Source organism: Streptomyces sp. NPDC006259, assembly GCF_042870975.1.
In the GTDB taxonomy this organism is placed as follows: domain Bacteria; phylum Actinomycetota; class Actinomycetes; order Streptomycetales; family Streptomycetaceae; genus Streptomyces.
In genome coordinates, this window is sequence record NZ_JBIAHY010000001.1 from 889329 (window position 1) to 911525 (window position 22197).

A 22197-nucleotide genomic window follows, 5' to 3' on the forward strand; every position below is an offset into this window, starting at 1 on the left:
TGGCCCGGCAATGCGCAGACGTGAGGAGGCAACGGTGACGACCGCTGGATCGCCCGTGAAGGGCCGAGCCACCCGGCAGCGCGCCGCCGTGGCGGCGGCGCTCGACGAGGTCGAGGAGTTCCGCAGCGCGCAGGAACTCCACGACATGCTCAAGCACAAGGGTGACTCCGTCGGGCTGACCACGGTCTACCGCACCCTGCAGACCCTCGCCGACGCCGGCGAGGTCGACGTACTGCGCACCTCCGACGGCGAGTCCGTCTACCGCCGCTGCTCCACCGGCGACCACCACCACCACCTCGTCTGCCGCGCCTGCGGCAAGGCGGTCGAGGTGGAGGGACCGGCGGTCGAGAAGTGGGCGGAGGCCATCGCCTCGGAACACGGCTTCGTGAACGTGGCCCACACCGTGGAGATCTTCGGCACGTGCGCCGACTGCGCGGCGGCCTCCGGCGGCTGAGCGGAGGTCGAGCGTTTCGGTGCGGGTGAGCCGCCGGGACTGCCTGGGGCCCCGCCCACCGGACCCCCTGTCGGCCTGACCGGCCTCGTCCTCAGCCGCCGGACGGGCCGTCCTCCTCTTCCTGTCCCTCCCTGGCCAGCAGCTCCTCGTTCGGGATCGCGCCGCCGAAGCGGCGGTCCCGGGAGGCGAACTCCAGGCAGGCCCGCCACAGGTCACGGCGGTCGAAATCCGGCCACAGGACGTCCTGGAAGACCATCTCCGCGTAGGCGCTCTGCCACAGCAGGTAGTTGGACGTGCGCTGCTCGCCGCTCGGGCGCAGGAACAGGTCCACGTCCGGCATGTCCGGGTAGTACATGTACTTCTGGAGCGTCTTCTCGTTGACCTTCGACGGGTCGAGACGGCCCGCCTTCACGTCCTCCGCGAGAGCCATCGCCGCGTCGGCGATCTCCGCGCGGCCGCCGTAGTTCATGCAGAAGTACAGGGTGAGACGGTTGTTGTCCTTCGTCTGCTCCTGGGCGATCTGGAGTTCCCTGGCGACCGACTTCCACAGCCTGGGCATACGGCCCACCCAGCGCACCCGGATGCCCAGCCCGTCGAGCTGGTCGCGGGTCCTGCGGATGAAGTCGCGGTTGAAGTTCATCAGGAAGCGCACCTCGTCGGGCGAGCGCTTCCAGTTCTCGGTGGAGAAGGCGTACAGGGAGATGTTGCGCACACCGATCTCGACGCCGCCCTGGAGGACGTCCAGCACCCGCTCGGCGCCCACCTTGTGACCCTCGGTGCGGGGCAGGCCCCGCTCCTTCGCCCAGCGGCCGTTGCCGTCCATGACGATCGCCACGTGCTCGGGGACCAGTTCACCGGGGAGCTTCGGCGCGCGGGCGCCGGACGGATGCGGCTCCGGCGCCTTGTACTCCCGACGCTGCCGCCCCAGGAACCCGCGTACGACCATGTGCTTCTCGTCTCCTCTTGCGTTTCGGCTTGCTTCTACTTCTCGACGTACCGCAGGGAACGCAGACCGCGCTCCAGATGCCAGTGCAGGTACGCGGACACCAGTCCGCTGCCCTCCCGGACGTACCGCGCCTCGCAGGCGTCCGCGGTCTCCCAGTCTCCCGTGAGCAGCGCCCCCAGCAGGACCAGTGCCTGCGGCGAGGGTACGATGCTGCCGGGCACCCGGCAGTCGACGCAGACGGAGCCGCCGGAGGCGACGGAGAAGAACCGGTTCGGTCCGGGCATGCCGCACTTCGCGCAGTCGCCGAAGCTGGGCGCGTAGCCGTTCACGGCGAGGGAGCGCAGCAGGAAGGCGTCCAGGACCAGGTGGGGGGCGTGCTCGCCGCGGGCGAGGGTGCGCAGGGCGCCGACGAGCAGCAGGTACTGCTGCACGGCCGGTTCGCCCTCGTGGTCGGTGAACCGCTCGGCGGTCTCCAGCATGGCCGTGCCGGCGGTGTAGCGGGGGTAGTCGGTGACGATGCCCCCGCCGTAGGGCGCGATCGTCTCGCTCTGCGTGCAGAGCGGCAGCCCGCGCCCGATCAGCTCACTCCCCCGCGAGAAGAACTGCACGTCCACGTGCGAGAAGGGCTCCAGCCGGGCCCCGAACTTCGACTTGGTCCGCCGCACCCCGCGGGCGACGGCCCGCACCCGGCCGTGGCCACGGGTGAGCAGCGTGATGATCCGGTCCGCCTCGCCCAGCTTCTGGGTGCGCAGCACGATGCCGTCGTCGCGGAACAGACTCATGCCGCCATTCTCGCCTACGCGGGGAGAGCGGTGTGCCGACCCACGACGATCGCCCGGTTGTGGCACACGGCGGGAGCGCGGCGGCCAGGTGCCGGACGCCGGGCCGGCCGAGGCGGCGGCCCGCGCCCCGCCGGGCGGCCCCGCCGCTCCTCGCAACCGGGCGGCCGGACGGCGCGTCCGTGACTGATGGGGCCGCAGAGACCACCGAGGCTCCTGAACCGGTCACGACGAACCGGTCACCGACGGACCGGTCACGACGAACCAGTCACCGACGGACGGAGAGAACGATCTTAGGCTCGACGAACCGCCGTACCCTGCTCACCACCACGGGTGCCGTCACCGCGGCCTCCCTGCTGGGCGCCGGCCGGGCCCACGCCACCGACGGCGCCGACCTCGTCAGCGCCGGCCTGCGGGCCCTGGAGGAGGCGCACGGGGCCCGCCTCGGCGTCTTCGCGTACAACCTGCGCACCCGGCGTTCCGTGCGCCACCGCGCCGGCGAACGCTTCCCGGTCTGCTCCCTGTTCAAGGTCCTCGCGGTCGCCGCCGTCCTGCGCGACCTGGACCGCGACGGCGAGGTGCTGGCCCGCCGCGTCCACTTCACCGACGACGACGTGGTGGAGAACTCGCCCGTCACCAAGGAGCACGTGGCCGACGGCATGACCGTCGAGGAGCTGTGCGACGCGGCGCTCCGCCACAGTGACAACACGGCCGCCAACCTGCTGATGCGCGAGCTGGGCGGCCCGCCCGCCGTCACCCGCTTCGCCCGGTCGATCGGTGACCGGGTCACCCGGCTCGACCGGTGGGAGCCGGACCTGAACTCGGCCGAGCCGTGGCGGGTGACGGACACCACGACGCCGTACGCCATCGGCCGCTCCTACGCCCGGCTGGTGCTGGGCGACGCGCTGGCCACCGGCGACCGGCGGCGGCTGACGGACTGGATGCTCGCCAACCGCACCAGCGACAACCGCTTCCGCGCCGGGCTGCCGCCCACCTGGACCCTCGCCGACAAGACCGGCGGCGGCTGGTACGGCGCCGACAACGACGCCGGGATCGCCTGGACCCCCGAGGGCGCGCCCGTCGTGCTGGCCGTCCAGGTCACCATGCCGGACCGGGAGGCGGCCAACGACCACGCCCTGATCGTCGAGACGGCGAGGCTGCTGGCGGCGACGCTCGGCTGAGACGCCCCCGCCCCGCCCCCGGTCCCGGCCCGGACGGTGCCTCAGGCGCCGTCCGGGTCGGCCCCCGGGGTCAGCACGGGCACGGTGTCGGGCGTGCCGTTCGGGGAGATCTCCGCGGAGGCGTCCCACAGCTGGTTGAAGCGCCGGATCAGCGGCTGGACCTCGTCCGCGCGGGCGTTCACCGTGGTCGAGGAGTTCACGCTGAGCTGGTCCGCGTGGATCTCGTACGACAGCGCCTCGTCGAAGACGATCCAGTCGATCATCTTGCCGCGCCGCAGATGGGGCGGGAGCTGCTCCAGGACCACCACCCGGACGTGGATGCCGATCTGGCGCTGTTCCTCGCAGATCGGGGCCAGTGCGGAGCGCTCCTGGGGTGCCTTGACGATGAACAGACGCCGTACGGTGACGCCCCGCTCGACGATCGCCTCCCGCTGGGCCGTGAGATAGCGGCTCGCGGGTTCGGAGGACCAGAAGCCGTCGTCGACGACGCTGGTGCTGATGGCGTCGATGCTGCTTCTGGTGCACTTGGTCAGCGTCATCAGCCAGTCGTGGTTCTCGCCCGGCGTCTCCGCGCTGAGGTTGGTGAGGTCCTCCATCTGCGCGGCCAGGCGGTTGATCTCCTCGTGCGCGAACTCGTGCAGGATGTCGGGCCCCATGGAGACGACCTTGGTGGCGTGCTCGGCGAGCCGGGGCACGCCGTCGCCGCGCAGTTTCTCCACCTCGTTGAAGAGTTTGGTGGCCTCGCCTATGTCGGCGAAGCGCTTCTCCACGACGTCCTTCAGTTCGCTGAGCTGGCTGACGAAGGACGCCATGAACTGCACGATCAGGACCGTGCCGCCGCACAGCACGGACAGGACCAGCTGCCAGGGGCCCTCCTCCTTCGGCAGCAGGACGTTGGTGAGTACGTAGACCACTCCGCCCACCACTACGGTGACCAGGAGTTTCAGCGTGAGCTGACGTGCGCTGTCGTTGTCGGACCGCCGCTGCTGGCCGCTTCGGAAGTACGAGTTCGTCGGTGCGCTCATCTCTCTTTCTCCCCCCGTTGGGATCGTGCGTCGGGTTGTGCGTCGGATCGTGCTCGGACAGGTGTGGTGCCGTGGGCCGCGGTGCCGTGCGGTTCCTCCGTCAGGACGGGGTCAGCGCGTCGCCGCGGGTGAGGAGCTGGACGGCGAGCTGGTCCCGGATGCGCTGGGCCAGGCTCGACCACTGCCGGCTGAAGCCCGGTGTCTCCTCCAGCTCCCGCCACAGCGAGTTCAGGGTGCGGTCGACGCGGGCCTGCGGCATCCACAGGTGCAGCAGGTGGTCGACGAGCGGGCGCAGCACCTTCAGCGCGGCCCGGCCGTCGTCGGAGCCGAGCCGCAGGCCGTCGAGCTTGTCGGCGACCGTGGTGAGGAGCCAGTCGTGCAGGGCGAGGTCCTCACAGAGCGCGGCCGCCGCGGCGGGTGGGGTCCCGCGGGGCAGCCGCAGTTCGACGACCCGGCGGCCGTCGTCGGCGACGGTGAAGTGCGGGGCGGCCGCCTCACCGTCGGCCGCCGGTAACGCGGCCCAGCGCAGGCTGGTGTCGGTGGTGTTGAGCGGGGTGTCGTAGTCGAGCAGCCGGTGCTGGCGGGAGATCCGCGCGAGGAGGCCCTCGGCGACCGGGCCGACGTCCAGCTCGTCCTGCCGTTGTCCGGTCAGGAACCCCTCGACGACGGCTCGCGCGGAGAGCCTGCCGACGGGGACGAGGACGCCGGGGCGGACCAGGTAGTAGCCCCAGGGCTGTCGCCGGTCGGGGCCGTCGGCGGGGGCGGAGAAGTGGGCGGTGGCCTGGAGCACCCGGCCCTCGACGAGGGCGGCGCGGGCGGTGACCGTGCCGACGGCGCGGATCCTGGCGCCGCCCGCGGTGGGCAGCCGGCAGTCGACGCCGGTGAGGACGTCCGGGGAGACGGCGTGCCGGTTGGGGCGCCGGGAGAGCCGGACGCGTTCGTCGGCGCGCAGCCGGAGCAGCCGTTCGGCGACCTGCTCGTCGACCGCGTCCCGGGTGGGCAGCAGGCAGGTACGGACCTCCCCGCAGGCGAGGACCGTCTCCGTCCCTGTCCCCGTCTCCGTGTCCCCGGGCTCGTGCGGGCCGCCGCTCATGTCACAGCCCCGGCGGGAAGACGTAGGAGGTGCGGTCCACGACGCCCGCGGGGACGGGCCGGCCCTCCGCGGCGGACCGCTCGGCGACCTGCCGTAACGCCTCGGACTCGACGTGGACCTGGTCCAGGACGACGCGTACGGCGTGCTCGACGGGCAGGAAGCGGGCCGGAAGGATGCTGCACGTGGCGTACGCGGTGAAGGGCGCGGCGAGGGGGTTGAGGCGCACCACGGGCGGCAGGGCGTCCCACTCGGCGGGGAACTCCTTGTCGTCCCAGGGCGTGGGGGTCAGCACGGCCTGGCCGTCGTGGCGCAGCAGGCCGAGCCGGACGAGTTGCCAGACGGAGGCGAGGAAGGCGCAGGACCACAGGCGTTCGTCCTCGGGTCCGCTCCACAGTTCGACGTCGACGAAGACGGAGTGGCCGCGCGCGCCGGTCTCGCTGGGCGGTTCCCAGACGGTGCCGGTGGCGTCCAGGGCGGCGGAGGTGCGGTGCGAGGGGGTGCGCCGGCCGTTGGTGAGCCAGCCGGAGCGGCTGACGGGCGGGCGGAAACCGTTGCTGCCGGGCGGCGGGGACTCCACCAGCCGGTGCAGGACGGCCTCGGCGAGTTCGGCGCGGTCGCGGTGGCCGGGTTCGGCGACGGCGCAGCCGGACTCGCGGGCCAGGTAGTCGATGCTCAGGCCGGCCTCGGCGGCGGCGGCGAGCAGGGGCGGTATGAGTTCGGCGGGGGTGGACAGCCGGCTGAAGTAGTCGTCGACGAGGAAGCAGGTGCTGATCCGCGGTCGTCGGCCGGCCGGCAGCGGGCCGACGGAGGCGCGGGCGGCGTCCACCCAGGGCCGTACGGCGGCGAAGTGACGGCGCAGCCGGGCGGGGCCCTCGGCGAAGTCCTCCATGTACAAGTGGCCGAGTTCCAGGGAGAGATGGGAAAACGGCACGGAGGCGGTGCGCGGTTGTGCGCTGGTCTCCCGGAAGACGGTTTCCGGCCCGCTCACAGTTGCCCCCAGTACTTGTCCTCGGTGAGGCGCTGGGCGAGTTCGCCCATCTTCTGCCAGGTCTCCACATTGGCGATGCGCCGGTCGTGCACGTCTTCGTCGGTGATGAGCCGCTCCTGCCACTGCAGAACGGGTTCCAGCGGAATGGACGACAGGACGCGGGTCTTGCCGATACCGCGGCCGGCCGCGATTTCCTCCAGTTGGGTGTCGCACTGCCGCATCCACGCGTACTGCGCGGCGGAGACCTGGGACCACATCGGCGAGTCGAGATCGGGTACGGCGGCGCGGACGAAGCGGATCGAGGCGGAAAGCGCGTCGGTGTCGTGGCCCATGGCGACACCGGCCTGCACAATGCCCTGTTTTCCGTACACGAGTTCGGCGGCGGCCATGACGTGCTGGCGGGTCCAGCGGTGATAGACGAGCCAGCGTGTTTTCAGGCGGCCGAGTCCGCCGCGGGGTGAGGTGGCGGCGAGGGCGAGGTCCATCGCATAACTGCGTCCGGCGCTCAGGTCGATGATGATGACGTCGAATTCGCGCTTCAGGCGCAGGACGAGATCGACGGTGCGGTGCAGGTTCTCCTCGTCGGTGACGAATTCGCCGCCGGTGCGGTCGCCGGGCAGCAGGACGAGCCGTCCGGAGCCGCCGGGCCGGCTGCGCAGCACGGGGTGTTCGGTGCGGGACCAGACGTCGACGCGCAGCGGCTCGACGGTCTTCCCCTTGAGGTAGGAGTGCAGACCGCGCCCCTCGGCCTCGGCGAGGACGTCGGGCAGGTCGAACACGGCGGCCGCGGTGGGCGAGCCGAAGTCGAAGTCCAGGTAGCAGACGTCGTCCCCGTCCAGCGCGCGGTGGTAGGCGAGGTTGGCGCTGGTCACGGACCGGCCGGTGCCCCCCTTGTCGGAGGCGGCGAACACGAGCACGCTCACACCCCCTGGTGGCCGGAGCCGCCGCGGGCCCGGGAGAGGGAGTCCAGCCGGCTGAGCACGCCGAGGGCCAGCGCGTAGGCGGTGCCGGGCTGTTCGTCGACGAGCAGGCGGGCCCGGCGCAGGTCGGCCTCGATGCCCTTGATCTCCTCGCCCTGGGGGCTCTTGGGGGTGGGGGCGGGCTGTTCCATCTGCTCCTTGCCGAAGAGGTGGGCCGACTCGCTGATCAACGCCCTGGCCAGCAGGGACAGTTCGGCGCTGCGGATGGGCGGCTGGTCGTAGAGGGCGTGGGCGGCGACCATGCACTCGGTGACGCGCTCGGTCATGCTCCAGGACACCGGGCCCTGCCGTTCCGGGGATTCCGGGTAGACGGCGTGCACGTTGTCCCAGAGGCCGACGCCCGCCCCCTCGCTGATGCGACGCTGCCAGAGATGGTCGACGATGTCCTCGGCGAGCCGCAGCAGCCGGTCCTGGGAGGCGATGTTCCGGGACAGCGAGCAGAGTTGGATGGTCCGCTTGAGCAGTTGGGCGGAGAAGTCGGTCATCGTCCACTTCATGGGCGGGCCGACGGCCTCGCTGCCCAGCAGGGGCAGGCTGACACCGGGGTTGTGCAGGCCGACCGCGGGGTCGTCGCGGGTCATGCCGCTGGTGATCCGGCCGCGTTCGGCGAGGCGTTCCATGACGGCGACGGTGCGGGTGAGGTCGTCGTCGGTGGCGCGGCGGCGCACCAGGTCGTGGACGAGAATGGAGGCGACCGAGAGGGAGAAGTATTCCGACTCCAGCTGCTGGAGCGTGGTGCGCCAGGGGATCTCCTCCAGCGGCCAGGTGCCGTCGCCGAACCGGGCGATGGCCGACCAGTACTGCTGGGTGATCTCCCAGCGCAGCCGCAGGGCGTCGGCGAGCTTCTGCTGTTCGGCGCTGAGCAGACCCAGGACGAGGGTGCGCTCGGAGAACAGGTCGGGGATGCCGTCGAGGGCGACGACGGTGAAGTACAGGTAGGGCGTGGGGTGGGCGACGCCGGCGGGCTGTTTGCCGATGGCCTCGGCGGTCGCCGGTTCCACCTCGACGTCGGGTGCGCCCTTGACCAGGCTCCACGCCCAGCCGCACTCGAACAGGCGGTTCTCGTTGCGCAGTTCGTCGGTGACGTCGGCGTCGAGACCGAGGGTGACGCTTTCGCTGATGACGGCGCGCAGGGCCTTGAAGCGCTCCTGGAAGCGCTGGAGCACCTGCCGTTCGGAGAGCCGGCCCTGGCCGAGCAGCCGGGTGAGGGACTGTCCCTGGTCGGAGGCGACGTCGACGACGTTGACGGTGAAGGAGCGCAGCAGGCTCACCATGGCGGCGGTCAGCCGGGCGCTGGTGGAGTCCCAGAGCCGGTCGATCTGCTTGAGGGTGCTCGCGCGCTGCGTCTTGCCCCGGTAGACCTTGAGGAAGCCGAGGGTGGCGAGGCAGAGGGTGACGGACATGGAGAAGCTGTCGACCACCCCGAGGTCCCGCTGCTCCTTGGTGAGTTCGCGCTCCGGGTCGCCGGCGGCGAAGTAGTAGCCGCCGGAGAACGTGGGGCTCTCCTCGCCGCGGTGCTTCTCCATGAAGTCGGCGAGGACCTTGACCAGGTTCCCGGGGATCTCGCTGGAGTCGCCCGCGGTCCTCAGCGCCCGCTCCACGTCCCGCTGGGTGGTGTCGGGGTCGTCGAGACGGAAGGCGGTGATCTCGGTGGCCGGGTAGAGCAGGCAGAGCAGCCGCTCGGCGTCGGCGACGCTGCTCAGGCCGCCCCGGTCCCCCCACTCCCACTCACCGTCGGCGAAGGAATGGCGGGCGACGGCCTGCCACACTTCGAGCAGATTCTGTCTCGGCTTGATCTGCATGCCCATTCCCCTCGCACAGGCCCGTCACCGTGCCCCCCACATAAGAACCCCGTGGTGGAAAGCCGGGACATCACTTTTTCCGTCGCCGGCCGCAGGCCAGAATCATTCCGGTGTACCCATGGCGCACCAGCTGTTTCGGATTGTCCAGGCAGACGACCTCCATGTCCGCCTCGACATACGGGCCGAGTACGGTCCGCACTTCCTCCTCGTCGATATCGCGGGCGGGGAACTCCTGCGCGCCCACGCTGTATCCCTCGGAATGCTCCATGAAAGCGGCGGCGAAAGGCGCGCCGCCCTTGAGGGCACCCATGAAACAACCCACCCCCCGCCGGAATTCTTCGAGCGACGTGGTGATGGATTCCGCGACGAAGAACATGGTGCCGAGATCCCAGGCGGGCTTCTTCCCGCAGAGGTCGAAAAGGCTGCCGCGCCTCGGTTTGCCGACCGCCTCCCCGAAACGTGCCCTGGGGTCGGCGCCGAGGCCGGTATAGGCGGCGCCCTCGCCGTCCGCGCCGCTCTCCAGCACTTCCCAGAACTGGTCCCAGTTGGCGTCGTAGCCGGAAAGCTGACCGCGGAGGTACTCGAGGTTCCACTCGGACCGCTCGAGGAGCGTGATCCGGCCACACCAGGGGAGCATCGCCAGGGCCGGATAGAGATTGGGCCCCGCGCCCACGTCGATACCGGAACCGCCACGGCCGCCGTGCTTCATGAAGTGATCAGTGAAGTGATCTCGCACCCGGGTGAGGATCGCCCTGTCCACGGGCTGGATCTCAAGGTAATTGCGCTTGATGTACTCGTCGGGATCGAAGGCGTCCCAGGGCACATCGGCATTCAGCTTTTCGGCGGCGGCGGTGGGCGATCCCGAGGTCATTGGTTCAGCCTAGCAGGGCGATGCACTCTTGAAGGAGTGGATGCATCACGCAATGATGGACGGTCGGGTATGCATATCGGACAAGAGCGAGCACGCGTGCCATTCACTTTGTCGATCCTTCACAAGGGGACTGTATGACTCCTCTTCCCCGAGATCGTTCTCGGTCGGTCGCCGGTTCGACAGTGAGCCAGGTGTCCCAGGAAAAGCGCTTACGGATCAGACCGGCCACGGAGGAGGATCTCCCCCATATCGTCCGGCTCGACGAGGACGCCTTCCCGACCGCCCCGTACCCGTACTTCGTGCTGCGCCAGCTCCTGGCCTCGTTCCCGGACTACGTGTTCGTCGTGGACATGGGCGAGGACCTGGGCGGATACGTGCTCTCGACGCCGCCGAACGCGGCGCGCAGCTGGATCCTCAGCCTCGGCATCTCCCCGCCGCTGCAACGGCGGGGGCTCGGCCGGCAGCTGATGACGCACGTCCTCGGTCATCTCCGCACCCAGGGCGTGCGCTCGGTGACGCTGTCGGTGGAGCCGCGCAACGACACCGCGATCGCCCTGTACCGGTCCCTGGGCTTCGCGTCGTACCCGGGCGGTCCCCGGCCGGACTACTTCGGCCCCGGAGAGGACCGCCTCCTCATGACGCTCGCCCTGTGAGCCCCTCGAACCGTCCCACATAGCGACGCTGCCAGGGCGTCTCCACGGCGTGCCGGTCGTAGTGCCGGCGCACGAACTCCACCGCCCCGGCGGCCGGTACGCCGTCCAGCACCGCCAGGCAGGCCAGCGCCGTCCCCGTACGGCCGCGCCCGCCGTGGCAGGCGACCTCCAGCCTGCCGTCGGCCGCCCGCCGCCAGGCCTCGGTGAGCGCCGCGCGGGCGTCGGCACGGTCCGCGGGCAGCCGGAAGTCCGGCCAGCGGAGCCAGCGCGCCTCCCACGGGACGGCCGGGGGCTCGGCACCGAGCAGATAGAGGCCGTACGTCGGGTCCGGTCCGGTCGGGTCGAGGGGGCGGCGCAGTCCTCGGCCGCGCACCAGCCGCCCGGACGGCAGCCGGAGCACGCCGGGCAGTTCCGTCGGCCAGGGCTCGGGTCGTGATTCCACGAGCCCATTCGAACCCGGCTCCGCCGTCCGGGCAACCGATTCGGCCCGGCCCGTGCTCCGCGGGGCGAGGCGTGCCCGACGCGGACCGCGCCGGCGGACGCCCGCCGGTCCACCGCGTCGGTGACGGCTGGGCGGTGACGGTCTCCTGCGGTGCCGGCGGCGCCCTCGTTCCGACGGTCCCCGTGGAGCGGGCCCTGACACCCGAACTCGCCGTAGCCGCAGGACCAGAGGCCGTCACCGGGCCTCCGTGCCGACCGCGGCCGGTGGCCCGGGGGCCGCGTCACCGCGGGGACGTAGCGGCGCGGGCGCCGGAGAGGCGTCAGGACGGTGTGCGGGCCGCGGCCAGCAGCCGGGTCACGTCGTCCGCGCGGAGGGTGAGGGCCGCGCCGACCGTGGCGAGGACCTCGCGTTCGGCGGGGGTGTACGGGCCGTCGGCGAGGGCGATGCGGGCGCCCTGGAGGAGGATCGATTCGCGGCCGACGGGGGCGAGGTACGGGGCGAGCGGGTCGAGGGCCTCGTGCAGCTCTATGGCCAGGCCGGGCGGGCAGGGCGCGCCGTGGAGCCGGCCGGTGTCGGCGGCGAGGGCGGAGACGAGGGCGGCGAGCTGCTCACGGGTGCAGTCCGGGAAGCCTGCCGCGCGCACCGCGACCGCCGCCGTCTCCAGGGACGTACGGGCGCAGGTGCCGCCGGCCGAGAGGACCGCGAGGGCGACGGTGTGGACGGCGTCGCGGAGCATCCCGGAGAAACGGGTGGTGGTGGGATGGTCGAGGGCGTCGGTGCCGAAGTGGCGTCGGCAGGCGCCGCATTCCACGACCGGACCGGCCTCGCCGCGCGGCAGGACGGGTACGCCCAGCACGGTGAAGCGGCGTCGGCCGGTGAGCCGCTGGTAGTTGCGGTCGCCGCCGCAGCCGGGGCAGAAGAACTCGCCGTCCCCGACGGGTGTCCAGGCGGTGCGATGGCCCAGCACACGGGCAAGCCCGGTGGCACGGCCGTCTGGTCCCCGTTCTGGCAGCACGTCGCACCTCCGTAACCCCGTGGCATCATCGCCACGCGCTTTCGTGATGTTAGCCACATCGTTGAGGCGGAGTCAGCACCCAGGACGAGACCTTTCCGTGACCTCCACGGACGGATGGCCGATATACGACGGAGCCCCGGCCGCCGTTTCCGGCGGCCGGGGCTCCGAAACTCCCGATCAGGATGATCAGCGCGTCGCGCGGTTGACGGCGGAGACGACCGCCTTCAGCGAGGCCCGTGTGGTGTTGGCGTCGATGCCGATGCCCCACAGGACCTTGTCGCCGATCGCGCACTCGATGTAGGAGGCGGCCTGCGCGGAGGCCCCCTCGCTCATCGTGTGCTCCTGGTAGTCCAGCAGACGTACGTCGATGCCGATGGACTGCAGGGCGTCGAAGAAGGCCGAGATCGGACCGTTGCCCGAGCCGGACAGGACGGTCTCGCGGCCGTCGACGACCGCTTCCACGGTGAGGGTGTCCACGCCGTCGGTGTCGGTGGTCGACTGGCCGTTGCGGACCTGGACGCGGCCCCACGGGTTCTCGGGGTTGGGCAGGTACTCGTCCTGGAAGGTCGCCCAGATGTCGCCGCCGGTGACCTCGCCGCCCTCGGCGTCCGTCTTCGCCTGGATGATCCGGGAGAACTCGATCTGCATCCGGCGCGGCAGGTCCAGCTTGTGGTCGTTCTTCAGGACGTACGCGATACCGCCCTTGCCGGACTGCGAGTTGACCCGGATGACGGCCTCGTAGGAGCGGCCGACGTCCTTCGGGTCGATCGGCAGGTACGGCACGGCCCACTCGATGTCGTCCACGGTGACGCCCCTGGCGGCCGCGTCGGCCTCCATCGCGTCGAAGCCCTTCTTGATGGCGTCCTGGTGGGAGCCGGAGAAGGACGTGTAGACCAGGTCGCCCACGTACGGGTGGCGCGGGTGGACCTCCATCTGGTTGCAGTACTCCCACGTACGACGGATCTCGTCGATGTCGGAGAAGTCGATCTGCGGGTCGACGCCCTGCGAGAACAGGTTCATGCCCAGGGTGACCAGGTCGACGTTGCCGGTGCGCTCGCCCTGGCCGAACAGGCAGCCCTCGACGCGGTCGGCGCCGGCCATCAGCGCCAGCTCGGCGGCGGCGACGGCGGTACCGCGGTCGTTGTGCGGGTGGACCGAGACGCAGACGTGCTCGCGGCGGGAGAGGTTGCGGCTCATCCACTCGAAGCGGTCGGCGTGGGTGGAGGGCGTCGAGCGCTCGACGGTGGCCGGCAGGTTCAGGATGATCTCGCGGCCCGGGCCGGGCTGGTAGACGTCCATCACCGCCTCGCAGACCTCCAGGGCGAAGTCCAGCTCGGTGTCGGTGAAGATCTCCGGCGAGTACTGGTAGCCGAACTCGGTCTCCGGGCCCAGCAGTTTCTCCGCGTACTCCATGACCAGACGGGTGCCGTCGACGGCGATCTGCTTGATGTCGTCCCTGGAGCCGCGGAAGACCACCCGGCGGAACACCGGAGCCGTGGCGTTGTACAGGTGGACGGTGGCCCGCCTGGCGCCCTTCAGCGACTCCACGGTCCGCTCGATCAGGTCCTCGCGGGCCTGGGTCAGCACGGAGATCGTGACGTCGTCCGGGATCGCGCCCTCTTCCTCGATGATCGAGCGCACGAAGTCGAAGTCGGTCTGGCCGGAGGCCGGGAAGCCGACCTCGATCTCCTTGTAGCCCATCTTGACCAGCTGGTCGAACATCCGGCGCTTGCGCTCGGGCGACATCGGGTCGATCAGGGCCTGGTTGCCGTCCCGCAGGTCGGTGGAGAGCCAGCGGGGCGCGACGGTGATCCGCCGGTCGGGCCAGGTGCGGTCGGGGATGTCGACCTGGTCGTAGCGCCCGTACTTGTGGATCGGCATGGAACTGGGCTGCTGGCGGTTGGCCATGATGCGGTGGCTCCTCAGAGTGTCCGGAAGGACGGCCGACGCAATGCCAAGCTCCGCGGGGAGGGAGTCGGCCTCGACTACAGGCCCTCGCCGCGGCAGCTAAGGAGAAGCAGCCCGAAACGCATAGTGCTCCGCACTTTAGCCGAGCCCCACGGGACGCGCGGGCCTGTTCCAGTATGCGGGACCGTGCGGACGAAGCGGACAAAAAGTGCCGCATACCACTCGTGGACGCGGATCAGGGCTGTTTGTCACCGTATTTCACCAATCATGGTTGCGAGTGGTGACAGTGCCGTCACGCGGTGCGAGGGTGCCGGACATGACGACCCACGGGGGCTTCGAGCCCGTCTTCTGCACCGTCGTACCGCCCCACGTCCTCGACCGCCTGGCACGCAACGACGACCCCGCGCTCTCCGGACCCGCGCGGCGCACCCTGGTGCGCGACAGCGAGCTGCGCTCCCGGCGCCGCGTGACCACCGAGTTCCGCCTCGCGGCCGTCCCGGCGGCGAAGGCACCCTCGGACCAGCCGCTGCGCACCGTCCACGACGCCGGACACGGCACCGCCCTGCCCGGCACCAAGGTCCGCGGCGAGGGCGAGGACCCGGGCCCGGACGCCACGGTGAACCGCGCCTACGCAGGCCTCGGCGCCACCTTCGAGCACTTCCTCAAGGCCTACGGCCGGCACTCCATCGACGGCGACGGCCTGCCGCTGGTCGCCACCGTCCACTACGACGAGGACTACAACAACGCCTTCTGGAACGGCGAGCAGATGGTGTTCGGCGACGGCGACGGCGAGATCTTCCTCGACTTCACCGGCTCCGTCGACGTGATCGGCCACGAGCTGGCCCACGGCGTCACCCAGTACACGGCGAACCTCACCTACTACGGCCAGCCCGGCGCCCTCAACGAATCGATGTCCGACGTCTTCGGCGCGCTCATCAAGCAGTACACGCTGAGCCAGACCGCCGCCGAGGCCGACTGGCTGATCGGCGCCGAGCTGCTCGCCCCGAACGTGAGCGGTCAGGCCCTGCGCTCCATGAAGGCCCCGGGCACCGCGTACGACGACGACGTGCTCGGCAAGGACCCGCAGCCCGCCACCATGGACGACTACGTCCGCACCGGCCGCGACAACGGCGGCGTCCACATCAACTCGGGCATCCCCAACCACGCGTTCTACCTGGCCGCCACCGCCCTCGGCGGCTTCGCCTGGGAGAAGGCCGGCCAGATCTGGTACGACGTGCTGACCGGCGGCGAGCTGACGGAGCGGGCCTTCTTCACCGACTTCGCCAAGCTCACGGTGAAGGCCGCGCGCGAGCGCTTCGGCGCCGGCGGCGAGGAGTTCCTGGCCGTGGAGAAGGCGTGGGAGCGGGTGGGGGTGCGGATTCTGTAGATCCGTACTAGACACGGTTCCATGCGGATTCAGGTACGACGCACGGGCGGGTTCGCGGGCATCGAGCGCGGCGCCGAGGTGGACACCTCGGCGCGGCCCGACGCCCGCGCCTGGGAGGCCCTGGCCGGGCAGGCGCTGGCGGACGGCCACCCGTGCCGCCCCGGCGGGGTCCCGGACGGGTTCAGCTACGAGATCACGGTGGACGGGAGGACGGTGTACGCGGCCGACCCCCGGCTCACCCCGGAACAGCGCGAGCTGGTCTCGCGCGTGCTCAAGGAGGGTGCGTAACCACCGGTTCACGCTGGGGCGTTGACTTCCGTTACCAGCGGTACGGATGATCGCGCCATGGCGACTGATCCGCGCGGGGCGGCCAACCCGATACCCCGGTTCCCGGCCGGCTTCCTGTGGGGCGTCTCGACCTCCGCCCATCAGATCGAGGGCGCGGTCGACGCCCGCGAACCGTCCGTCTGGGACGTCTTCACGGCCGAGCCGGGGCGGGTCAAGGACGGCTCGACGGCCGCGGTGGCCTGCGACCACTACCACCGCCACGCCGAGGACGTGGCACTCCTGGCGGACCTGGGCGTCGACGCGTACCGGTTCTCGGTCTCCTGGCCGCGGGTGAACTCCCCCGGCGGCCTCGACTTCTACGACCGGCTGGTGGACGACCTGCTGGCGGCCGGCGTACGCCCGGTCCCGACCCTCTTCCACTGGGACCTGCCGGCCCGGCTGGACTGGCTGGAACGGGACACCGCGCACCGCTTCGCCGCGTACGTGTCCGTGGTCGCGGACCGTCTCGGCGACCGGGTAGGCAAGTGGATCACCCTCAACGAGCCCGCCGAACACACCCTGCTGGGCCACGCCCTGGGCACCCACGCCCCCGGCCGGCAGCTGATGTTCGACGCGCTCCCGGTCGCCCACCACCAGCTGCTCGCCCACGGTCTGGCCGTCCAGGCGCTGCGGGCGGCGGGCGCCCGGTCCATCGGCATCGCCAACTCCCACGGCCCCACCTGGCCCGCCTCCCCGGAACCCGCCGACCAGGAGGCCGCCGCCTTCTACGACCTGCTGCTGAACCGGCTCTTCGCCGATCCGCTCCTGCTCGGCGAATACCCCGAGGGCCTCGGCGAGTTGATGCCCGGCGACGTGCCGTCCGACCTCAAGGTCATCGCGGAGCCCCTCGACTTCTACGGCGTCAACTACTACGCCCCCACCCGCGTCGCCGCCCCGCAGGGCACCGAGATCGAGTTCGGCGGCGTGCGGATCCCGGCCGAACTCCCCTTCACCGTCCAGCAGATCGAGGGCGTACCGGTCACCGACTTCGGCTGGCCGGTCGTGCCGGAGGGCCTGACGGAACTCCTGACCGGCTTCCGCGCACGCTACGGCGACCGCCTCCCGCCGGTCGTCATCACCGAGAACGGGTGCAGCTACCCCGGCGTGGACGACCAGGAGCGCATCGCCTACCTCGACGGCCATCTGCGCGCCCTGCACCGGGCGGTGGAGGCGGGCGTGGACGTGCGCGGCTACTTCGTGTGGTCGCTGCTGGACAACTTCGAGTGGGCGGAGGGATACGCGCGCCGCTTCGGCCTGGTCCACGTGGACTTCTCCGACCCGGGAACCCTGGCGCGCACCCCCAAGGCGTCCTACGCGTGGCTACGGGACGTCCTGCGGGCCCAGAGATGACGACGGTCCGCCCGTCGGCCGCCCTGGCCGAGCCGGTCGACCGGGTGGGCGGCGGGTGGACGGCGGCCCTGTCCCTCGCCAACGGGGCGATCTGGGTCGGCTGGTACGGCCCGCTCCAGATCCTGCTGGCCTCCCAGGCCGAGGACTTCGCGCCCGGCTCCGGCATGTCCAAGGAGACCATGCTCGCCTGGGTGACCGGCGTCGGCGCGGTGATCTCCCTGGCCGCGAACCCGCTGTTCGGCGCCCTGTCCGACCGCACGGTCTCCCGCCACGGCCGCCGTACGCCGTGGATCGTGGCCGGGGCGGCCGGCGGGGCCCTGTCGTTGCTCGCGCTCGGCGCGGCGGACGGCCCGTGGACGATGGTGCTGGGCTGGTGCCTGGTCCAGCTCACGCTCAACGCGGGCTTCGCGGCGGTGACGGCGGCCGTCCCCGACCGGGTGCCCCGGCTGCAACGCGGCTCGGTGGGCGGCTGGCTGGGGGCCGCCCAGATCCTCGGCGTGGTCGGCGGGACCGGGCTCGCCACGCTCGCCGGGGGCGTCGGGGCGGGCTACGCGGCCTGCGCGGTGTTCACGGCGGTCGGCGTGCTGCCGTACGTCCTGCGCCATCCGGATCTGCGGCTGGCCGCGGCGGACCGGCCGGCGTGGTCCTGGCGGGCCTTCCTGGCCGGGTTCCGGCTGAGTCCGCGCCGCCATCCGGACCTGGGCTGGGCGTGGCTGACCCGCTTCCTGATGAATCTCAGCAACGCGCTGGTCCTGCTGTACCTGCTGTACTACCTGCGCGACCGGCTGGAGTACGCCGACCCGGACCGGGGCGTGCTCGTCCTGACGGCCGTGAACGGGGTGACGCTGCTCGCCACCGTCGTCGTCGCGGGCGTCTGGTCGGACCGGGTCGGCCGACGCAAACCCTTCGTGCTCTGGGCGGGCCTGCTGATGGCGGCCGCCACGGCGATGCTGGCGGTGTGGCAGACCTGGACCGGGTCGGTCGTCGCGGCCGCCGTGCTCGGCATCGGCTTCGGGGTGTTCACCTCCGTCGACTTCGCCCTGATGACGGACGTGCTGCCGACGGCGCTGGACCGCGGCAGGGATCTCGGCGTGATCAACGTGGCCAACGCCCTGCCGCAGGTCGCGGCACCCGCCCTCGCCGCACCGATCGTGACCTACCTGGGCGGCTACCGGATGCTCTACGCGGTGGCCGCCGTGATCGGGCTGGCGGGGGCGGTGCTGGTGGGGCGGATCCGGGGAGTGGACTGACCGGGCCGCTCAGAACCCCAGCTTGCGCAGCTGCTTGGGGTCCCGCTGCCAGTCCTTCGCCACCTTCACGTGCAGGTCCAGGAAGACCGCCGTGCCGAGGAGCGCCTCGATCTGCTTGCGGGACTTGATGCCGACGTCCTTGAGGCGCTTGCCCTTCGGGCCGATGATGATGCCCTTCTGGCTGGGGCGCTCGATGTAGATGTTGGCGTGGATGTCGAGGAGCGGCTTGTCCGCGGGGCGGTCCTCGCGCGGGAGCATCTCCTCCACGACCACCGCGATGGAGTGCGGCAGCTCGTCGCGGACGCCCTCCAGCGCCGCCTCGCGGATCAGCTCGGCGACCATCACCTGCTCGGGCTCGTCCGTCAGGTCGCCCTCGGGGTACAGCGGCGGGCTCTCCGGCAGCATCGGGATCAGCAGGTCCGCGAGCAGCTCGACCTGCTGGTCGCCGACGGCGGAGACGGGGACGATCTCGGCCCACTCGATGCCCAGCTCCTTGCCGAGCTGGTCGATCGCGATCAGCTGCTCGGCGAGCGTCTTGGAGTCCACGAGGTCGGTCTTGGTCACGACGGCCACCTTCGGCGTCCGCTTGATCCCGGCCAGCTCCTTGGCGATGAACCGGTCGCCGGGGCCCAGCTTCTCGTTGGCCGGCAGGCAGAAGCCGATGACGTCGACCTCGGCCCAGGTGGTGCGCACGACGTCGTTGAGCCGCTCGCCCAGCAGGGTGCGCGGCTTGTGGAGCCCCGGGGTGTCCACGAGGATCAGCTGCGCGTCGGGCCGGTGCACGATGCCCCGCACGGTGTGCCGGGTGGTCTGCGGACGGTTGGAGGTGATGGCCACCTTCGTCCCGACCAGAGCGTTCGTGAGGGTGGACTTGCCCGCGTTGGGGCGGCCGACGAAACAGGCGAAACCGGCCCGGTGGGCGGCCTCGGCCGGCTGTTCGGATGACTGGGTACGAACGCTCATGCCGCCCATTCTCCCTGATCCACGAGGCCCTGCCGTACAACCGCCCGAGAGGGCCCTCGAACGTGAGTTTCCAGAAACCCGTACGCAATGAAACGTCACGGAAACACCCGCGTACGCGGCCGGAAACGCATGCCCGTGAATCTCTGACGAGCCCCCACACCGTTGGAGACGACCGTGACCCTCGCCGCCGCTCGGATCGACACCGGCGACACCGCCTGGCTGCTCGCCGCCACCGCCCTCGTCCTGCTGATGACGCCGGGCCTCGCCCTGTTCTACGGCGGCATGGTCCGCACGAAGAGCGTCCTCAACATGCTGATGATGAGCTTCGTGTCGATCGCGCTGGTCACCGTGGTGTGGCTGGCCGCCGGCTACTCCCTCGCCTTCGGCCCGGACGCCGGCGGCGGACTCATCGGCACCCTGGAGCACGCGGGTATGGCCGGTCTCGGCCCGGACAGCGTGTCCGGCACCGTGCCGACCCTGCTGTTCGCCACCTTCCAGCTCACCTTCGCGATCATCACGGCGGCCCTGATCAGCGGCGCGATCGCGGACCGGGCGAAGTTCGGGGCCTGGCTGGTCTTCGTGCCCATCTGGGCGCTCCTCGTATACGTTCCCGTCGCGCACTGGGTGTGGGGGCCGCACGGCTGGATCCTGAGCAGCCTCGGGGCCCTGGACTTCGCGGGCGGACTTCCCGTGGAGATCACCTCGGGCGCCTCGGGCCTGGCGCTCTGCCTGGTCCTGGGTCCGCGCCTCGGGTTCAAGAAGGACGCGATGCGCCCGCACAACCTCCCCATGGTCATGTTGGGCGCCGGCCTGCTCTGGTTCGGCTGGTTCGGCTTCAACGCGGGCTCGGCCCTCGGCGCGAACGGCCTCGCCGCCGCCGCCTTCCTCAACACCCTCACCGCCGGCTGCACCGGCCTGCTCGGCTGGCTCGTCGTCGAGCAGAGGCGCGACGGCCACCCCACCACCCTGGGCGCGGCCTCCGGCGCCGTCGCGGGCCTGGTCGCGATCACCCCGTCCTGCGGCTCGGTCTCCCTGCTCGGCGCCCTGGCCGTCGGCCTCGCCGCCGGCGTCGTCTGCTCCTACGCCGTCGGCTGGAAGTTCCGGCTGAACTACGACGACTCCCTCGACGTGGTCGGCGTCCACCTGGTCGGCGGTGTGATCGGGACGCTCCTGATCGGCGTCTTCGCCGTCGAGTCGATGACCGGCGGCACGCAGGGCCTGCTCTACGGCGGCGGACTCGGCCAGCTCGGCAGGCAGCTCGTGGCCGTCCTCGCCGTCGGCGGGTACGCCTTCCTCATGACGTACGGCATCGCCAGGCTGCTCGACCGGACCCTCGGCTTCCGGGCGGACGAGGAGCACGAGCGGACCGGCCTGGACCTTACGGTGCACGCCGAGACCGCATACGATCACGGCGTCCTGGGCCATGGCGCCCCGGTCGGCGCGTCCTCCGTCCCCTCCGCCCAGAAGGTCAAGCCCCAGGCATGAAGCTCATCACCGCGATCGTCAAGCCGTACCGCCTCGACGAGGTCAAGACCGCCCTCCAGGAGCTGGGCGTGCACGGTCTGACCGTCACCGAGGCCAGCGGCTACGGCCGGCAGCGCGGCCACACCGAGGTCTACCGCGGGGCCGAGTACCAGGTCGACCTGGTGCCGAAGGTCCGGATCGAGGTCGTCGTCGGGGACGCGGACTCCGAGGCCGTCATCGACGCGATCGTCAAGGCCGCGCAGACGGGGAAGATCGGCGACGGAAAGGTGTGGTCCGTGCCGGTCGAGACGGTCGTCCGGGTCCGGACCGGCGAGCGCGGGCCCGACGCGCTCTGACCAGCAGCACCCCGCCCACCAGCCCGGCGAGGAACGCCACCGCCACCAGCAGCCAGGGCAGCGCGAGGAACGACGTGCTCGCCGACTCCCGGGTGTCCCGGGCACTCGCCGTCAGGGTCACGTCGCCCCAGTCGAGCTGGGGCGCGTTCCGCCAGGGTTCGGTGAGCCGCACCCGCTGTCCGGGCAGCAGCTCGGCGGGGACCGCGCTCAGGTCGCGGGCGAGAAGCGTACGGCCGAAGAGGCCGCGGGCCCGTAGCTCCACCGTGGGGTCGAGGGTGACGTTGCCCGTGTTGCGCAGGGTGTAGGAGATCGTCGCGGTGCTGTCGCCGAGGCCGGGCACGAGCGGCCGGTCGTAGCCGAGACGGACGTCCTCGACGGCCAGCGCGGGCAGCCTCGGACCGCTGACCTGGAGGTAGATGCGGGCACCGACGGCCCGCCGCACCCCCAGCGCGACCTTTCCGCCGGTGTTCTCCACCCGCTCGTCGAGTGCCACGATCGCGCCCGGATGGTCGCCGGGTTCGGCGTCCGCGGGCACCCTGATCGTGAACGGCACGGTGACGGACTTCCCGCCGGGCACGGTGACCCGGTCCTTGGCGGGCTTCGCCCACGCCCCCACGCCCCGCATCCGCTCCCCCGGCGTCCGTACGGCGAACCCGCCGTCCCGCGCGGTGTTGTAGGCGTCCGCGGCGTACAGCCGGAAGGTGAGGGGCGCGTCCGTCCTGTTGACGACGACGACCTGGTCCCGGACGGTCTGTCCCCGGTCGGCGGAGACGTAGAAGTACGGCCGCGCGGCGACGGCCGAGGAGACGGGCTGCACGGACCAGCTGCCGTTGTCGGCGGCGCGGGCCGGGGCCGCGGCGAACAGCACGGACAGCACGGACAGCAGGAGCGGCAGGAGCGGCAGGAGCGGCAGGAGCGGCAGGAGCAGGACGTACGGCTTGCGCATGGGTGCGGACCCCCGCG

22 protein-coding genes are annotated in these 22197 nt (G+C 71.4%); 9 read left to right on the top strand and 13 right to left on the bottom strand.

Annotated features, from left to right (window positions below):
* Positions 1-34 precede the first annotated feature (34 nt).
* Entirely contained in the window at positions 35-454 is a 420-nt protein-coding gene (locus tag ACFYO5_RS03720; protein WP_356559664.1) for a transcriptional repressor, read from the top strand.
* Positions 455-545: 91 nt separating this feature from the next.
* Here ACFYO5_RS03720 and ACFYO5_RS03725 read toward each other — a convergent pair whose 3' ends face one another.
* Both ACFYO5_RS03725 and recO read right to left on the bottom strand, forming a co-directional pair.
* Complete coding sequence (locus tag ACFYO5_RS03725; RefSeq protein ID WP_356559665.1) at positions 546-1400, bottom strand: isoprenyl transferase; 855 nt, start codon at positions 1398-1400, stop codon at positions 546-548.
* Positions 1401-1435: 35 nt separating this feature from the next.
* Positions 1436-2182, bottom strand: a complete 747-nt coding sequence (recO, locus tag ACFYO5_RS03730; protein WP_388703791.1) for a DNA repair protein RecO — start codon at positions 2180-2182, stop codon at positions 1436-1438.
* 287 nt (positions 2183-2469) lie between these two features.
* Between recO and bla the strand changes: the two genes are divergently transcribed.
* Positions 2470-3360, top strand: a complete 891-nt coding sequence (gene bla / locus ACFYO5_RS03735) for a class A beta-lactamase (protein WP_388704712.1) — start codon at positions 2470-2472, stop codon at positions 3358-3360.
* A 41-nt stretch (positions 3361-3401) separates the two neighbouring features.
* On the opposite strand, the gene ACFYO5_RS03740 is transcribed toward bla, so the two are convergent.
* The 6 genes from ACFYO5_RS03740 to ACFYO5_RS03765 form a co-directional block, all read right to left on the bottom strand.
* Entirely contained in the window at positions 3402-4385 is a 984-nt protein-coding gene (locus ACFYO5_RS03740; protein WP_356559668.1) for a DUF6879 family protein, read from the bottom strand.
* 100 nt (positions 4386-4485) lie between these two features.
* Positions 4486-5478 (bottom strand): SCO2521 family protein, encoded by a 993-nt coding sequence (locus ACFYO5_RS03745; protein ID WP_388703795.1) that lies wholly within the window; start codon positions 5476-5478, stop codon positions 4486-4488.
* 1 nt (position 5479) lies between these two features.
* The gene (locus ACFYO5_RS03750) at positions 5480-6466 is read right to left on the bottom strand and encodes an SCO2522 family protein (RefSeq protein ID WP_388703798.1); all 987 of its coding nucleotides are present in this window, start codon (positions 6464-6466) and stop codon (positions 5480-5482) included.
* On the bottom strand, positions 6463-7383 hold the full coding sequence (locus tag ACFYO5_RS03755) for an SCO2523 family variant P-loop protein (RefSeq protein WP_388704714.1): 921 nt from the start codon (positions 7381-7383) through the stop codon (positions 6463-6465). The genes ACFYO5_RS03750 and ACFYO5_RS03755 overlap by 4 nt, the downstream gene beginning before the upstream one ends.
* Positions 7384-7385: 2 nt before the next feature.
* Complete coding sequence (locus ACFYO5_RS03760) at positions 7386-9248, bottom strand: SCO2524 family protein (protein WP_356559671.1); 1863 nt, start codon at positions 9246-9248, stop codon at positions 7386-7388.
* Between the two features lie 70 nt (positions 9249-9318).
* On the bottom strand, positions 9319-10119 hold the full coding sequence (locus ACFYO5_RS03765; RefSeq protein ID WP_388703801.1) for an SCO2525 family SAM-dependent methyltransferase: 801 nt from the start codon (positions 10117-10119) through the stop codon (positions 9319-9321).
* Between the two features lie 191 nt (positions 10120-10310).
* Here ACFYO5_RS03765 and ACFYO5_RS03770 point away from each other — a divergent pair, with 191 nt between their 5' ends.
* Positions 10311-10772 (top strand): N-acetyltransferase, encoded by a 462-nt coding sequence (locus ACFYO5_RS03770; protein ID WP_356559673.1) that lies wholly within the window; start codon positions 10311-10313, stop codon positions 10770-10772.
* Here the strand turns inward: ACFYO5_RS03770 and ACFYO5_RS03775 are convergent.
* The 3 genes from ACFYO5_RS03775 to leuA form a co-directional block, all read right to left on the bottom strand.
* Complete coding sequence (locus tag ACFYO5_RS03775; protein ID WP_388703805.1) at positions 10753-11214, bottom strand: protein phosphatase; 462 nt, start codon at positions 11212-11214, stop codon at positions 10753-10755. The genes ACFYO5_RS03770 and ACFYO5_RS03775 overlap by 20 nt on opposite strands.
* Before the next feature lie 319 nt (positions 11215-11533).
* Positions 11534-12229, bottom strand: a complete 696-nt coding sequence (locus tag ACFYO5_RS03780; RefSeq protein WP_388703808.1) for a TerB family tellurite resistance protein — start codon at positions 12227-12229, stop codon at positions 11534-11536.
* 186 nt (positions 12230-12415) lie between these two features.
* On the bottom strand, positions 12416-14137 hold the full coding sequence (gene leuA, locus ACFYO5_RS03785; protein ID WP_356559676.1) for a 2-isopropylmalate synthase: 1722 nt from the start codon (positions 14135-14137) through the stop codon (positions 12416-12418).
* A gap of 316 nt (positions 14138-14453) precedes the next feature.
* Here leuA and ACFYO5_RS03790 point away from each other — a divergent pair, with 316 nt between their 5' ends.
* Genes ACFYO5_RS03790 through ACFYO5_RS03805 form a run of 4 tightly spaced genes read left to right on the top strand, consistent with a single transcriptional unit; the run spans position 14454 to position 18451 of the window.
* A complete protein-coding gene (locus ACFYO5_RS03790) occupies positions 14454-15524 on the top strand; it encodes a M4 family metallopeptidase (RefSeq protein ID WP_388703811.1) in 1071 nt (356 codons plus the stop codon).
* A 21-nt stretch (positions 15525-15545) separates the two neighbouring features.
* The gene (locus tag ACFYO5_RS03795; RefSeq protein WP_356559678.1) at positions 15546-15812 is read left to right on the top strand and encodes a protealysin inhibitor emfourin; all 267 of its coding nucleotides are present in this window, start codon (positions 15546-15548) and stop codon (positions 15810-15812) included.
* A gap of 57 nt (positions 15813-15869) precedes the next feature.
* Positions 15870-17201: a GH1 family beta-glucosidase gene (locus ACFYO5_RS03800; protein ID WP_388703816.1), complete on the top strand. Its 1332-nt coding sequence runs from the start codon at positions 15870-15872 to the stop codon at positions 17199-17201.
* Positions 17198-18451, top strand: coding sequence for an MFS transporter (locus ACFYO5_RS03805; protein WP_388703818.1), 1254 nt, complete (start codon positions 17198-17200; stop codon positions 18449-18451). The genes ACFYO5_RS03800 and ACFYO5_RS03805 overlap by 4 nt, the downstream gene beginning before the upstream one ends.
* A 9-nt stretch (positions 18452-18460) precedes the next feature.
* Here ACFYO5_RS03805 and era read toward each other — a convergent pair whose 3' ends face one another.
* Positions 18461-19414, bottom strand: a complete 954-nt coding sequence (gene era, locus ACFYO5_RS03810; protein WP_388703820.1) for a GTPase Era — start codon at positions 19412-19414, stop codon at positions 18461-18463.
* Positions 19415-19588: 174 nt separating this feature from the next.
* Between era and ACFYO5_RS03815 the strand changes: the two genes are divergently transcribed.
* Together ACFYO5_RS03815 and ACFYO5_RS03820 are read left to right on the top strand one after the other, a co-directional pair.
* Positions 19589-20899, top strand: coding sequence for an ammonium transporter (locus ACFYO5_RS03815; RefSeq protein WP_388703822.1), 1311 nt, complete (start codon positions 19589-19591; stop codon positions 20897-20899).
* Complete coding sequence (locus ACFYO5_RS03820) at positions 20896-21234, top strand: P-II family nitrogen regulator (RefSeq protein ID WP_356559683.1); 339 nt, start codon at positions 20896-20898, stop codon at positions 21232-21234. Before ACFYO5_RS03815 ends, ACFYO5_RS03820 begins: the two co-directional genes overlap by 4 nt.
* Here the strand turns inward: ACFYO5_RS03820 and ACFYO5_RS03825 are convergent.
* Positions 21128-22180, bottom strand: a complete 1053-nt coding sequence (locus tag ACFYO5_RS03825; RefSeq protein ID WP_388703826.1) for a WxL protein peptidoglycan domain-containing protein — start codon at positions 22178-22180, stop codon at positions 21128-21130. The genes ACFYO5_RS03820 and ACFYO5_RS03825 overlap by 107 nt on opposite strands.
* Positions 22181-22197 lie beyond the last annotated feature (17 nt).

What these genes read in the sequence shown, in the direction of transcription:
- ACFYO5_RS03725 (WP_356559665.1), bottom strand. Translation starts at nt 1,400, where the DNA reads ATGGTCGTACGCGGGTTCCTGGGGCGGCAGCGTCGGGAGTACAAGGCG.
- recO (WP_388703791.1), bottom strand. Translation starts at nt 2,182, where the DNA reads ATGAGTCTGTTCCGCGACGACGGCATCGTGCTGCGCACCCAGAAGCTG.
- ACFYO5_RS03740 (WP_356559668.1), bottom strand. Translation starts at nt 4,385, where the DNA reads ATGAGCGCACCGACGAACTCGTACTTCCGAAGCGGCCAGCAGCGGCGG.
- ACFYO5_RS03745 (WP_388703795.1), bottom strand. Translation starts at nt 5,478, where the DNA reads ATGAGCGGCGGCCCGCACGAGCCCGGGGACACGGAGACGGGGACAGGG.
- ACFYO5_RS03760 (WP_356559671.1), bottom strand. Translation starts at nt 9,248, where the DNA reads ATGCAGATCAAGCCGAGACAGAATCTGCTCGAAGTGTGGCAGGCCGTC.
- ACFYO5_RS03765 (WP_388703801.1), bottom strand. Translation starts at nt 10,119, where the DNA reads ATGACCTCGGGATCGCCCACCGCCGCCGCCGAAAAGCTGAATGCCGAT.
- leuA (WP_356559676.1), bottom strand. Translation starts at nt 14,137, where the DNA reads ATGGCCAACCGCCAGCAGCCCAGTTCCATGCCGATCCACAAGTACGGG.
- ACFYO5_RS03790 (WP_388703811.1), top strand. Translation starts at nt 14,454, where the DNA reads ATGACGACCCACGGGGGCTTCGAGCCCGTCTTCTGCACCGTCGTACCG.
- ACFYO5_RS03795 (WP_356559678.1), top strand. Translation starts at nt 15,546, where the DNA reads ATGCGGATTCAGGTACGACGCACGGGCGGGTTCGCGGGCATCGAGCGC.
- ACFYO5_RS03800 (WP_388703816.1), top strand. Translation starts at nt 15,870, where the DNA reads ATGGCGACTGATCCGCGCGGGGCGGCCAACCCGATACCCCGGTTCCCG.
- ACFYO5_RS03805 (WP_388703818.1), top strand. Translation starts at nt 17,198, where the DNA reads ATGACGACGGTCCGCCCGTCGGCCGCCCTGGCCGAGCCGGTCGACCGG.
- era (WP_388703820.1), bottom strand. Translation starts at nt 19,414, where the DNA reads ATGAGCGTTCGTACCCAGTCATCCGAACAGCCGGCCGAGGCCGCCCAC.
- ACFYO5_RS03820 (WP_356559683.1), top strand. Translation starts at nt 20,896, where the DNA reads ATGAAGCTCATCACCGCGATCGTCAAGCCGTACCGCCTCGACGAGGTC.
- ACFYO5_RS03825 (WP_388703826.1), bottom strand. Translation starts at nt 22,180, where the DNA reads ATGCGCAAGCCGTACGTCCTGCTCCTGCCGCTCCTGCCGCTCCTGCCG.